12 protein-coding genes are annotated in these 12,890 nt (G+C 71.3%); 6 read left to right on the forward strand and 6 right to left on the reverse strand.

Annotation, left to right across the window (positions count from 1 at the left end; translation table 11 throughout):
• The first annotated feature begins 15 nt into the window (after positions 1-15).
• The gene (locus AB2U05_RS29870; protein ID WP_369184789.1) at positions 16-822 is read left to right on the forward strand and encodes a BTAD domain-containing putative transcriptional regulator; all 807 of its coding nucleotides are present in this window, start codon (positions 16-18) and stop codon (positions 820-822) included.
• A gap of 62 nt (positions 823-884) precedes the next feature.
• On the opposite strand, the gene AB2U05_RS29875 is transcribed toward AB2U05_RS29870, so the two are convergent.
• The 6 genes from AB2U05_RS29875 to AB2U05_RS29900 all read right to left on the reverse strand — a co-directional run bounded on the left by AB2U05_RS29875 (position 885) and on the right by AB2U05_RS29900 (position 5,970).
• The gene (locus AB2U05_RS29875) at positions 885-1,826 is read right to left on the reverse strand and encodes a hypothetical protein (RefSeq protein ID WP_369184790.1); all 942 of its coding nucleotides are present in this window, start codon (positions 1,824-1,826) and stop codon (positions 885-887) included.
• A gap of 204 nt (positions 1,827-2,030) precedes the next feature.
• Positions 2,031-2,534 (reverse strand): LURP-one-related/scramblase family protein, encoded by a 504-nt coding sequence (locus tag AB2U05_RS29880; RefSeq protein WP_045701039.1) that lies wholly within the window; start codon positions 2,532-2,534, stop codon positions 2,031-2,033.
• A 94-nt stretch (positions 2,535-2,628) separates the two neighbouring features.
• The gene (locus tag AB2U05_RS29885) at positions 2,629-3,297 is read right to left on the reverse strand and encodes a calcium-binding protein (RefSeq protein ID WP_045701037.1); all 669 of its coding nucleotides are present in this window, start codon (positions 3,295-3,297) and stop codon (positions 2,629-2,631) included.
• 41 nt (positions 3,298-3,338) lie between these two features.
• Complete coding sequence (gene wecB / locus AB2U05_RS29890) at positions 3,339-4,499, reverse strand: non-hydrolyzing UDP-N-acetylglucosamine 2-epimerase (protein ID WP_369184791.1); 1,161 nt, start codon at positions 4,497-4,499, stop codon at positions 3,339-3,341.
• Between the two features lie 56 nt (positions 4,500-4,555).
• Positions 4,556-5,809 (reverse strand): glycosyltransferase family 2 protein, encoded by a 1,254-nt coding sequence (locus AB2U05_RS29895; RefSeq protein ID WP_369184792.1) that lies wholly within the window; start codon positions 5,807-5,809, stop codon positions 4,556-4,558.
• Complete coding sequence (locus tag AB2U05_RS29900) at positions 5,806-5,970, reverse strand: hypothetical protein (protein ID WP_157882218.1); 165 nt, start codon at positions 5,968-5,970, stop codon at positions 5,806-5,808. The genes AB2U05_RS29895 and AB2U05_RS29900 overlap by 4 nt, the downstream gene beginning before the upstream one ends.
• 449 nt (positions 5,971-6,419) lie before the next feature.
• On the opposite strand from AB2U05_RS29900, the gene AB2U05_RS29905 reads away from it, so the two are divergent.
• The 5 genes from AB2U05_RS29905 to AB2U05_RS29925 all read left to right on the forward strand — a co-directional run bounded on the left by AB2U05_RS29905 (position 6,420) and on the right by AB2U05_RS29925 (position 12,851).
• On the forward strand, positions 6,420-8,144 hold the full coding sequence (locus AB2U05_RS29905) for a DUF2334 domain-containing protein (protein ID WP_369184793.1): 1,725 nt from the start codon (positions 6,420-6,422) through the stop codon (positions 8,142-8,144).
• Between the two features lie 35 nt (positions 8,145-8,179).
• Positions 8,180-9,256 carry a glycoside hydrolase TIM-barrel-like domain-containing protein gene (locus AB2U05_RS29910; RefSeq protein WP_369186014.1) on the forward strand — a complete coding sequence of 359 codons (1,077 nt, stop codon included), beginning with the start codon at positions 8,180-8,182 and terminating at the stop codon, positions 9,254-9,256.
• 407 nt (positions 9,257-9,663) lie between these two features.
• Positions 9,664-11,007: a cytochrome P450 gene (locus AB2U05_RS29915; RefSeq protein WP_052706571.1), complete on the forward strand. Its 1,344-nt coding sequence runs from the start codon at positions 9,664-9,666 to the stop codon at positions 11,005-11,007.
• A 117-nt stretch (positions 11,008-11,124) separates the two neighbouring features.
• Positions 11,125-12,147 carry a UbiA family prenyltransferase gene (locus tag AB2U05_RS29920; protein WP_045701028.1) on the forward strand — a complete coding sequence of 341 codons (1,023 nt, stop codon included), beginning with the start codon at positions 11,125-11,127 and terminating at the stop codon, positions 12,145-12,147.
• Positions 12,144-12,851 (forward strand): ubiquinone/menaquinone biosynthesis methyltransferase, encoded by a 708-nt coding sequence (locus tag AB2U05_RS29925; RefSeq protein WP_045701026.1) that lies wholly within the window; start codon positions 12,144-12,146, stop codon positions 12,849-12,851. Before AB2U05_RS29920 ends, AB2U05_RS29925 begins: the two co-directional genes overlap by 4 nt.
• Positions 12,852-12,890: the final 39 nt, after the last annotated feature.

The following is a 12,890-nucleotide window of genomic DNA, read 5'->3' on the forward strand; positions in this document are numbered from 1 at the left end:
GACTGGAGGACCGCCATGCACGCACCGTTCCTGGAAACGCCGATCCCGATCCCCGGTCAGGCCGACGCGCCGACCCTGCACCTCTTCGGCACTCCCCGGGTGGTGCACGCGGGCCGCCGGCTGGAGGTGCCCGAAGGCAGCAAGCGGCTGCTGGCCTTCGTCGTCCTCAACGGCGGGTGGGTGGAACGCCGCCACGCCGCCGGCACCCTCTGGCCGCTGGGCGACGACCTCCGGGCGGCCGGGAACCTCCGCTCGGCGCTGTGGCGGCTCAAGGCGGCCGGCATCGACGTGCTCGACTCGGACAAGTGCTCGCTCTCCGTGCGCGAGCACACCGTCGTCGACCTGTACGTGCTGTGCGAGTGGGCCGGACGCCTGATAGCCGGCACCGCCACCGCCGCCGACCTCGGCACCTTCCGCTGGCGCGCCGACGTGCTGGACCTGCTGCCCGGCTGGTACGACGACTGGGTGCTGATCGAGCGCGAGCGGATCCGCCAGCGGCTGCTGCACGGCCTGGAGGCGCTCAGCCGCCACCTCGTCCGGGCGGGCCGCTGTGCCGAGGCGGTGGAGTCGGCGATGGTCGCGGTCGGCGTCGAACCGCTCCGGGAGAGCGCTCAACGCGCCCTGATAGAGGCGCACTTGGCCGAGGGCAATCTGGTCGAGGCGCTGCGCAGCTACGACGCCTACCGCGGCCTGACCCACCGGGAGCTCGGCGTCGAGCCCGGCCGGGAGCTGTCGCTGCTGCTGCGGGCGCACTGCGACGCCGTCCGTCCGCCCGCCCCGCCCGGCCCGCGCCGGCCCGACCGCCTCGCGGCGGGCGGCTGAGCAGCGCACTCTGCCCACCGTCCCGCCGCGAGACGACGATCCCGGCTGGCCGGGACCGAGTCCTAGCCGTGCGTCACGCACTTGTTGGCGCTGTTCGACCACAGGCCCTGGAGGTCGAAGGTGCCGGTGCTCAGCGTGACGTAGGCGTCGAGGTTCTCGCACTCGTCGCCGATCTCGCCGCCGCCGCCGTTCCAGCCGATGCTGGGCCAGAAGTCGGTGACGGTCTCGGCGTACTCGTGCGTCTCGGTGGACTCGATGCCGGAGAGCAGCCGGCCGTCCGTGAACGTGGTGCACGAGCCGGCGCCGTTGTCCGGGATGTACGGCAGGTTGGTGTAGGCCAGGGTGCCGTAGGAGCTGCTGGTCTTGTCGTGCCAGGCACAGAAGCCGGTGTTGGGGAAGCCGTCCGGGTGCGTGTGGGTGGCGGAGACCACGACGTACTGGGCGTTGAGGTTGGGCGCCTGGGTGGTGTTGCCGAAGTGGGCGGCGGCCTTGCCGGCCTCGGCGCCGATCTGGGCGGCGGTCGCGCTGCTCGGCGCGGCGGCGGCGTTGTCGAACCACACGCCGGCCAGCGGGGAGGACGCCGGGTGCTGGACGTGGGTGCCCTGGGTGCCGCAGGTGCTGGTGCCCTTGGCGACGCCCTCGCAGTACTGGGACATGATGGTGCCCCAGGTGTCCTGGCTGCCGTACAGGCCCTTGAACATGTTCTGCAGGTCCGGTGCCACGCCGGCCGGGTCGGAGGACCACTGCGAGCCCCAGAAGACCAGGTACACCTTCGGGGTGGGGGACACCACGCCCTGGGTGGCGCTGGAGCCGACCTTGAGCGTGTTGGTGGTGGAGCCGGCGGCGACCTGCGGCGCGGCGCCGGAGTGGAGCGGCTTCACCCCGAAGTGGCCCGGCGCCGCGGCGGGTTGCGCCGCGGCACCGGAGGCCAGCGAGGTGGAGCCGAGGGCGGCCAGGGCCAGCGCGGCCAGCGTGTGGGCGGCGGCCTTGAACGGCTTGCGCATGCGTCTGCTCCCGAGTGTGAGGGTGTGGGAGGGGCGTACGTGCGGTTGCTGAGCCCCGACACCACATCAGCTCGGCGGCGGATCCGTCCAGATGCGCGGAGGCCGCGGCGGGAAGTCTTTGCCGTGGCTATGCCAAACCCTGGACCGGTCCTCACCCGGGTCTCACCCGGTCCGCACCCCGCTCGCCCCCGGCTCGACCCCGTCTCACAGATTGGTGAGCTGGTCGCCCTTGGCGTCCTGGATGGTGTGGTCGACGCAGACCGCGAGGACGATCAGGATCAGCGCGTCCTGCTCGCTGAGCACGTCCACGGCGTACGCGTCGCGGATGGTGAACCAGCGCCGGGACACGTGCGCCAGCGTCGTCCCCTCGTGCCGGATGTCGAACTCCCGGTCCCAGAGGTTCCCGTTCACCTGCAGCCGGCGGCCGTCCCCGAGCCGCACCTTGAAGCGGTCCCCGAAGAGCTTGAACATCTTCTTGCTGATCTTGGCGGTCGGCTGCCCGTCCTGCTTGATCAGCAGCGTGTGGTGGATCGTGAACGCCTTGCGGACGATGGTCGCGACGCGCTCGCCGCTCGTGTCCACCAGGGCGAAGGTGCGCCGCAGCCGGAAGAACTTCCGGTTCACGCGGTACAGCTTCTCCCGGTGCTCGGTCTCGATCCAGGCCTCCTCGTGGAAGGCGAACATCCGGTCGCGGACCAGGTAGCGCACAGTACTTCCCCCGTGATGACTCGTCTCCGCCGCCCCGACCGGAACGGCGCGGCCCAGAGCGTAGCGCCTGCTCAGCACGGGTGGACGCCGCCCCCTACCCGGCCGGTTCCGCCGAGACGTCGGTGAACTCCACGTGGGCGTCCTCGGTGTAGGCGCCGATGCTGCCGGTGGGGTAGGGGCGTTCGTGGTCGTCGAAGGCGACCAGGGGGTGGCCGTCGACGGTGGCTTCGAGGTGGGGGCCGTGTTGGGTGACCCGGACGTCGGCGGGGTGGTCGACGGGGAAGGGCTGGTCGCCGGTGGCGAGGAAGCGTTGGCCGCCGGGGTAGGCGGGGTCGCGTTTGCCCAGTTCCCAGCCGTTGGGCTTGAGGATGACGTAGTAGAAGTGGTCCGGGTCGGTGTAGGCCCAGACGAGCCAGGCGACTTCCCAGGGGTTGGGGGTGGGGGTGCGCAGCTGGGCGACGGTGCGCAGGGTGGCCCGGAGGGTGAGGTCCTGGTACTGGCGGGTGGAGACGATCAGTCCGGCGTGGGTCTCTGCCGGGGTGCGGGCGGGTGCGGGGGAGAGGGAGAGGCCGTTGTCGAGGCCGGTGTTGGTGCCGTGGCCGTCGAAGACGGACCGCCAGGGGCCGTGGACCGAGCCGTCGGTCCACGGCCGGGCGGGTTCGCCGCCTCCGCCGCCCCAGACGGGGCCCACCGTGAGGGCGAGCCCCGTCACCGCGACGGCGGTGAGCAGTGCGAGGGGGAGGAGCCGGTGAACTCGCGTCATGCCGTCGAGTATGCCGCCGCGGGAGCGGGTCGGAGACCGGGTCAGGGGGCGACCAGGGGGTTCGGCGTGGGCGCCGCAGCCGCGTCCACCCCGAAGTCCTCGGCGAGTTGGGCCAGGATCCGTTCGGTGGCGTGTCCGTCGCCGAAGGGGTTGCCGGCCTTGGCCATCCGCAGGTAGGCGTCCTGGTCGTCGAGCAGCCGCTCGGCGGCGTCCAGGATGACCTGCGGGTCGGTGCCGACCAGTCCGGCCGCGCCGGCCTCGACGGCCTCGGGCCGTTCGGTGGTGGTGCGCAGGACGAGGGCGGGCTTGCCGAGGGTGGGGGCCTCCTCCTGGACGCCGCCGGAGTCGGTGAGGACGAGGTCGCAGCCGGCCAGGGTGGCGGAGAAGTCGAGGTAGTCGAGCGGTTCGACGATCCGGATGTCGGGGTGGTCGGAGAGTTCGGGGAACAGGGCCTCGCGGACGGCGGGGCTCTTGTGCAGCGGCAGGACGATCTCGACGTCGCCGCGGTCGGCGAGCCGGCGCAGCGCCTTGCCCATGGCGCGCATGGTGTCGCCCTGGTTCTCCCGGCGGTGCAGGGTGACCAGGACGCGCCGCAGGCCGGTGCGGAAGTGGTTGCGGCCGGTGCCCTCGCGGAGCACCCACAGCAGGTTGTCGATGACGGTGTTGCCGGTGACGAACACCTCGGCCTCGGGCACGCCCTCGGCGGTGAGGTGGCCGGCGGCGCGGGGGGTGGGGGCGAAGTGCCAGCGGGCGATGCGGCCGATGAGGCGGCGGTTGAGCTCCTCGGGGAAGGGGTTGTCGGCCACGCCGGTGCGCAGCCCGGCCTCGACGTGGGCGACGGGGATGTGCTCGTAGAAGGCGGCGAGGGCGCCGGTCAGGGCGGAGGTGGTGTCGCCCTGGACGACGACGAGGTCGGGGCGTTCGGCGTGCACGACCTCGCCGAGTCCGTCGACGAGCCGGGCCGTCAGCTTGGCGAGGTCCTGCCGTTCGCGCATCACGTCGAGCTCGAACTTGGCCTCCACGTGGAGGAGTTCGAGCATCTGCTGGAGCATCTCGCGGTGCTGGCCGGTGCTGACGACGAGGGGGGTGAAGTGCGGGGAGGCGGCCATGGCGCGGGCGACCGGCGCGAGCTTGATCGCTTCCGGCCGGGTGCCCAGGACGAGCATGGCGCGGACGGGTGTGGTGCTGGCGTTCGGGGACATGGGTCTCCCAGGGAGGGTGCCTGCCCGTGGTGGCAGGGGGGAGGGTCGGGTGCGCGTCAGGTGCGCGCGGTCTTGAGCCAGGTCTGCTTGCCGGTGAGCATGCGCCACAGGCCCCACCATCCGGCGGCGAACCAGATGTAGCCGTAGAGCACGAAGACGTGGGACAGCAGGATCGCGCGGACGAGACCGAGTCCGCGCTCGCGGCGGGAGTACACCCAGCCGTAGGCGTACGCCGCGCTGAAGGACAGGACGTACGGGCCGATGAACCACATCGGTGTCATCAGCGGGTGGCCGGCCCGGACGGAGCCGAGCACGACGGCGCCCGCGGCGACCAGGAAGGAGAGCGGCAGCAGCGAGGTGAGCAGGATCAGGACGGGACTCGACAGGTGGTAGAGCAGGTCGACGGCGGGTTTGACGGGGACTTCGCGCAGGATGAGCGGGACCAGCTTGGCCGACTGCAGGTGGCCCTGGAACCAGCGGGACCGCTGGCGCACCAGCCGGCGCACGTCCAGGACGGCCTGCTGGGAGACGGCGGCGGTGGTGCAGTGGTGGTTGGTCCAGCCGCGGGCGATGAGGCGCACCCCGAGGTCGAGGTCCTCGGTCAGGGAGTCGCTCCACGGCCCGTTGCCGTGGTCGTCCATGAGGCCGTCCAGGGCGGAGAGCCGCATGAACTGGCCGTTGCCGCCCATGCCGACGCTGCCGAAGTGGCGCCGGGCGGACTGGAAGATGTCGCCGTAGATGACGAACTCCATGTCCTGGAGCCGGGCGAGCAGGCCCTGGTGGCGGTTGTACATCCGCACGCCGACCTGGGTGGCGCCGGTGCGCGGGTCGTCGAAGTACGGGTCGACGGCCTGGACGACGTGCGGGTCGAGGCGGCCGTCGGCGTCGACCACGCAGACGACGACGTCGCCGGGGTCGCGTCCTTCGAGGATGCCGGACTCCCGCAGGTGGCGGATGCCGGCGTTGAGGGCGGCGCCCTTGCCCTTGCGGGCGTCGGGCAGGTGCCGCTGGAGGAGCTTGACCCGGGCGGGGTCGGCGGCGCGGGCGATGTCGGCGGTGCGGTCCTCGGAGGCGTCGTCGATGACCAGGGCCAGGAAGTTGCCGGTCGGCAGCGAGGTGATCCGGGCCAGGCTCTCGGCGAGGACCTTCTCCTCGTTCAGGCAGGCGAGGAGGAAGACGTAGAGGCGTTCGGTGTCGTGGCCGTGGTCGTGGCGGACCGGGCGTCGGGAGAGCAGGAAGAGGGCGGAGTTGTAGCAGCCCGCCATCACGATGATGGCGATGCTGGACCAGAGCAGAACCTCCGTGATCACTTTTGTTCACCATGGTTTCGGAGAACGAACCAGAATTTGGCCAGAAGGAGAACGGCGGCTGTCGTGCAGTAGAGCAGGAATCCGGCACCGGCCACTTCCTGCAGGCCCTTGGCAAAAGGTATGCCGGGCAGGACTTCTGGGGCCGCGGTGAGGCCGGCCAAGGGCAGACCTATCCCCAGAGCTGGTTTTCCGTACATGAGAGAGATCCCCCCGGATTTCGGCACGCCCGTCGTCCCGGGGCATGCGCAGGGAGGTTATCAGACGGGAAGGGGCCTTTACGGTTTATTGTCGGAGATGAAGAATCGGAAGGATGAATTCCGAGATCGTCGGGTCCTTGTCAAATGCGGCTTCGGCGTCCGGAGCCCTGTTGACACTCCCCGGGCCCGGAGCAAGAATCACCGAATTATCAGGCTTCGTCGCGGCGTTCTCCCCGATTAGCGGGGCGCCTTCGGTGAAGGGCCGGTAAAAACGCCAAATCAGGGGGGCAGTAATGAAGAATGTGCGAGGGAGAGCTCCGGTTTCTCATGTCTCGCTCAGCTTGACCGTGATCGCGGCCCTCCTGGGCGGCGTCGGCCTTTCCACGGGGGCGGAGGCCAGCCCGGGACCGGCGGTGTCCTCGCCCGGGACCAGCGGATTCCAGAGCGGATTCGACGGAGCGTCCGAGGACCTGACGGCGTGGAGCGCCGAGCAGCGGCAGAACGACCGCGAGCGCCGGGGGCACCGGCTCGCCGTCACCCCGGCCGCCGCGCCGAAGGCCGCGGCCGCCCCGAACGCCACGGCCGCCACGGCCGTCCCGAACGCCACCGCCGGCACCGCCGGCACCTCGGCCCTCGTCCTCTACGACACCACCGGCCCCTACGGCTACCTCGGCGAGCTCTACGCGATGGCCGTCGCCAACCTGGCCGGCCACTTCGGCACCGTCACCGCCAAGCCGGTGTCCGCGTACACCCCGGGCCTGGTGGAGCAGTACTCCGCCACCGTCTACGTCGGCTCGACCTACTACGGCGGCGCCATACCCGACGCCGTGCCCGCGTCCTTCTACCAGGACGTGATGGCCACGGCGAAGCCGGTCGACTGGATCGGCGACAACATCTGGAACATGGCGAACGCCGTCGGCATCGAGAACTTCAAGACGAAGTACGGCTGGGACCCGACCAACTCCTACTTCTCCACCAACGGCGGCGTCGGCAACATCAACCAGGTCGTCTACCAGGGCCAGACGCTGACCCGGAAGTTCCCGGCGGGCCAGGACGGCGGCGTGCTGCACCCCGCCCTGTCCGGCGCCGGCTACCCGCAGGTCACCCAGCTCGCGCAGGCCGTCGACGGCACCACCGGGGCCACCAGCCCGTGGGCGTTCCGCTCGGCGAACCTCACCTACGTGGGCGAGATCCCCTTCGCCTACGTGTCCGAGCAGGACCGGGTGATCGTGTTCGAGGACCTGCTGTTCGACGCCCTCGCCCCGGCGACCCCCGCGCGCCACCGGGCGTTCGTGCGGCTGGAGGACATCAGCCCCGACGCGGACCCGGCGCAGCTGCGGGCCATGGCCGACTACCTGGCCTCGCAGCACATCCCGTACGGGATCAACGTCATCCCCGTCTACACCGACCCCAAGGGCGTCTACGACAACGGGATCCCGCAGACCGTCACCCTGGCCCAGGCCCCGGACGTCGTCGCCGCGCTCCAGTACATGCTCCAGCACGGCGCCGTCCTGATGAACCACGGCTACACCCACCAGTACGGCAACGTCGCCAACCCCTACACCGGCGTCACCGGCGACGACTTCGAGTTCTTCCGCGCCCACATCGACGCCGCCAACAACGTGGTGTACGACGCCCCGCCGGCCGAGGACTCCGCGGCCTGGGCGCAGGCCCGGGTGAGCGCCGGCCTCGCCCAGTTCGCGTTGGCCGGCCTGCCCAGGCCCGCGCTCTGGACGACCCCGCACTACGCGGCCTCCGCCGCCGACTACCGGGTCTTCGGGCAGAACTTCACGGCGCGCCTGGAGCGCCCGCTGTACTTCGCCGGAACGCTCGGCGGCGGACCGGTGAACGCCGCCCGCTACATCGGCCAGTTCTTCCCGTACTCCGTGAAGGACGTCTACGGTACGACCGTGCTCCCGGAGAACATCGGCAACTACGAGCCGGTGCCCATCAACAACCACCCGGCGCGCCTCCCGGCCGACCTGATCGCCTCGGCGAAGGCCAACCTGGCGGTCCGGGACGGCGTGGCGAGCTTCTTCTACCACCCGTACTACGACGTGGCCCCGCTCCAGCAGACCATCGACGGCATCAGGGCCCTCGGCTACACCTTCGTCGGCCCGATGGACCTCGCCAACTGAACTCCCCGGATGAGGAGTCGTCACACGTGAACCCGATGAAGAGGATGGCCGCCGCCTGGTCGGCGCTGGTCGTCCTCTTCGTCGGCGCCGGATGCTCCTCGTCCGGCGGCGACGAAGAGGACACCCCGCAGCCCGCCCCCTCGGCCAGCGGCCCCAGCACCCGGCCCGCGGACGGGGACACCGGCGCGTTCCGGGGCATGACGCTCCCCTCCTGGGCCACCCACGACTACGACAGCCCGCAGGCCGCGACGTACCTGCAGCAGATCGCCGCCACCGGCGCCCGGTGGGTGACCCTCACCCCGACCTGGTACCAGGACCGGGTCACCGACTCCGAGCTGCGCACCACCGAGGAGACCGCCTCCGACGAGAGCCTGCGCAGCATCATCCGGCGCGCCCACGACGCGGGCCTCGCGATCATGGTGAAGCCGCACGTGGACCTGGTGAAGGGCGGCGACCGGGCCGGGATCAGGCCCGCGGACCCGGACGCCTGGTTCGCGGCCTACCGGCGCTTCATCACCCACTACGCCGACCTCGCCGCCGACACCGGCGTCGAGCAGCTCTCGGTCGGCACCGAACTCGCCGGCACCTCCCAGGACGGCGCGCGCTGGAGCGGCGTCATCGCCGCCGTCCGGGGCCGCTACCGGGGCCGGCTGACGTACGCCGCCAACTACGACGAGTACCGGAACGTCCCGTTCTGGAAGGACCTCGACGTCATCGGCATCGACGCCTACTGGCCGCTCGCCGACCGGGCCACCACCGACGGCGCACAGCTGCGCGAGGCCTGGAAACCCATCGCCGACGAGCTCGCCGCCTTCTCCGAACGCCAGCAGCGGAAGGTCCTGTTCACCGAGGCCGGCTACGTCAGCCAGCGCGGCACCACCACCGCGCCGTACTCCTGGACCGTCTCCAAGAGCGACGGCAGCGCCGAACAGGCCGCCGCCTACGAGGCCTTGCTCGCCTCCTTCGACGGCAAGGCGTGGTGGGCCGGCGTCTGCTGGTGGATGTGGGACGACTGGCCCGACAGCGGCGAGACGGCGAAGCACCTCGCCTACACCCCGCACGGCAAGCCCGCCGAGGAGGTCCTGCGCAGGTGGTGGGCGCACACCGGCTGAGCCGGCCCCGGCCCACGGCCGGATCCGTCCGGGCGCCGAGGACGCACCGCCCCTCGCGCCCCAAGTCGGCCTGGTCAAGCGCGCGGTGAGGAAATCTCAGGCATGAGGTGGACGGAAACGCCCGCCCCACCCGTCACCTTCCTGCCATCCGCTTGCTCCGCCGGGCCGCGCGAGAGTACGACTTGTACACGCCGACTGGATCAAGGTGCGGCCGCTCCCGCGGGCGGCGTCCCGGCCGACCGGCGAACTCCGTACGGACTCCGTGTCCGGCGCTCCGCCGGGAGGTGCCCGGTCGCCGTCACCCACGCCGACCGCACGCGCCCCCCGGCCACCGGCATTGACGCATCGATTCACCAGGGGGGCCCGAGATGGCAGGGACGGTCGCGAGCGCGCTACCCGTGAGGCAGGTGCGGCACGACAGCGGCGTGCTCGCCGCGCCCACCGTGCCGCCGAGGCGCCTGCCCGTGCTCGGCGACCTGCCGCGGCTGCGCTCGAACCTGCTGAACGCCATCCAGTACGCCGCCCGGGACGGCAGCGAGCTCTCGTACTTCTCGGTCGGCCCCAAGCGCATGGTCTTCGTCAACCGCAGCGCCGCGGCCGACACCGTCCTGTCCGACATCCACACCTTCGGCAAGCCGGACGGCGAGAACCCGCTGCGGCTGGTGCTCGGGGACGGGCTGATCAGCAACCCGTACCACGACCAGTGGCTGCAGCGCAGGCGCGCCCTGCACCCCATGTACGGCCGCCCCAGCCTGGCCGGCATGCGGCAGACGATGGCCGACGTGATCGCCGAGCACACCGGGCGCTGGCAGGGCCGCGAGCGCACGGAGCTGCGCGTCCACGAGGACATGCTGTCCTTCGCCCTCGACATCGTGTCCCGGTGCATGTTCAGCCGCTCCGGTGACTCGGTGGCCGCCGTCCTGACCCCGGGCACGATCTCGTTCCTGCTCGGCTTCGTCGAGCGCCGCCTGCAGATGCCGCTCTCCCTGCCGGTCGGCGTGCCGACCCGCCGCAACCGGACCTTCACCGCCACCATGCAGGGCCTGGACGACCTCGTCCACCGGATCATCCGGGAGCGCCGCCGCACCGGCGAGCGGCAGGGCGACCTGCTGGACATGCTGCTGGAGGCCAGGGTCGGCGACGCCGCCGAGCCGCTGACCGACGTCGAGGTCAGGGACGAGGTGCTCACCACCTTCGTCGCCGCGTACGAGACCACGGCCAGCGCGCTCACCTGGATTCTGTACCTGCTCGCCTGCTACCCGGACGTCCAGCAGAGCCTGCGCGAGGAGGTCCGCGCGGGCACCCCGGCCGACTCCCGGGAACGGCCGGGGAGCACGCTGATGGAGGGCGTCATCAACGAGGGGATGCGGCTCTTCCCGCCGTCCCCCACCATCCCCCGCCAGGTCCAGAAGGACGTGCGGATCGGCTCGTCCACGGTCCCCGCGGGATCGATGGTGATGCTCAACGTGGCCGCCATCCACCGGGATCCGGACGTGTGGGAGCGCCCCGACGAGTTCCTGCCGGAGCGCTTCCGGGGCGGCACCCCCGGCAAGGGGACCTTCCTGCCCTTCGGGGCCGGCGCCCACATGTGCATCGGCAAGGGCTTCGCCATGATGGAGATGAGCATGCTGCTCGCGAGCATCCTCGACACCTTCGAGATCTCCCAGCGGGACGCCACCGGCCCCGCCCCCAAGGCCATGCTCACCCTGCGCCCCCGCGAAGGCTTCGGGCTGACTCTCACCCGGATGTGACGGCACCCCGGCCGCCCGCCGCCGGGGCGGCGGCCGCCCCGTGCACGCCGTCCCGTGCACGCCGCCCCCGCACGCCCGCCGGAGTCGGCACGATTCCCGTCAGAGAGGTTCGTCCCCATGCGCGGCACGACGCGTTTCCACGCGGTGGTCAAGAACGTCCGCCCCCGCACACTCCTGGTCAGCCCGCTCTCCTACTGCGTGGGCGCGGCGGTCGCCGGCCACAGCCTCGACCTCACGGTGCTGCTCGGCGTCCTCTTCCACGTGCTCGCCCCGCTCGCCGCCAACGCCCACAACGCCGTGACCGACCTGGTGGAGGACGGCGAGAACGTCCCCGGCCGGCTCAAGCTGGTCGAGGCGGCCGGCGTCGGGCTGCTCCAGCGGGTCCTGTACGGCGGCCTCGCCGTCATGCTGCTGCTCGCGCTGCTGATCTCCTTCGCCCAGTCCCTGCTCTGGGTGTACGCCGTCTTCCTGGTGCTCGGCTACTCCTCCAAGCGGTTCCGCCTGAAGGGCCGTCCGGTCGTCGGCATGGCGGTCTTCTCGATGGCCGTCACCGAGCCGTTCATCGCCGGCGCGCTGCTCGGCGACTCCTGGTGGGAGCTCCCGCACTACGACTCCCTCCAACAGCCCGTCCTGCTGGCCGCGTTCCTGTTCTGCTGGTACTTCGCCAAGGGCATCATGAAGAACGTCCCCGACTACGCCGGGGACAAGGCCGCCGGGCTGCGCACCATCCCCGCGCTGCTGCCCTCGCAGCAGGCCGGCGCCTGGGTCGCGGCCGTCGCCACCACGCTGGTGTACGCCGCGTTCCCGCTGCTCGTGCTGGTCAGCGACCTGCCGAACCGGCTCGCCTACGTCGGCGTCATGGTCGTTCCGGCCGTGGCTAACATGGTCTCCATGGTCCGCGCCCGGACACCGATCGAGTACAACCTGGTCGGCCAGCGGGACATGTACGTGTCCGTGGTCTTTCTCGGCCTGCTGCTCTTCGGCGTGCGGCCATCGGTCGGGACGGCGCTCATCGGAGCGTTCGCCGTCGCGGTCATGGCCTGGGCGGACCTGTCCGGTTCGGACTCCCGGGTGAGCCACCACATCACCCGGGCCGAGCCGGAGGCGGGTGTTCCCAGTGGAGGAGGGCGTAACAGGTGACGACTGACCGCACGCAGGACGGCAAGGGTTCCGACGTGCACGGGATCTTCCAGAAGATCGCCGGCTACTACGACCGGATGAATTTCGTCATGACGCTCGGCCGTCATGAGAAGTGGTGCCGGGAGGTGGCCGCGCGCGTCGCGCCCGCCCGCGGCGGACAGCTGCTGGACCTGGCCACCGGCACCGGCGTGATCGCCCTGGAGGCCGCCCGCCGGTACCCCACCGTCACGGTGACCGGCGCCGACTTCTCCGCGGAGATGCTGCGCCGCGCGAAGGCCAAACCCGGTGCCGACGCGGTGCGTTGGCAGCACGCGGACGCCACCGACCTGCCGTTCGAGGACGAGTCCTTCGACGGCATCACCGAGGGCTACCTGCTGCGCAACGTCGCCGACCTGCCCGCCGTGCTCCGCGAGCAGCACCGCGTTCTCAAGCCCGGCGGCCGCGTCGTGATCCTCGAAACCTGCCCGCCGAGCGGCCTGGTGGAGCCCGTCGTGAAGTGGGGCATGCGCGTCATCGTCCCGCTGCTCGGGCAGGTCGTGGCGCGCGACCGGAAGTCGTACACCTACCTGGAGTCCAGCACCCGCGCCTTCGAGACGCCGCAGAGCATCGCCGTCGTGCTGCGCGGGCTCGGGTTCCGGGACATCGGATGGCGCAAGAAGTTCTTCGGAACGAACGTCATCCTGTGGGCCACCAAGGCGAATTGACGGCGAAGGGGCGGGCGGGTGTCGTGGTGAACTTAGGGG

The sequence above is a fragment of the Streptomyces sp. Y1 genome, from assembly GCF_041053115.1.
In the GTDB taxonomy this organism is placed as follows: Bacteria; Actinomycetota; Actinomycetes; order Streptomycetales; family Streptomycetaceae; genus Kitasatospora; species Kitasatospora rubellomurina.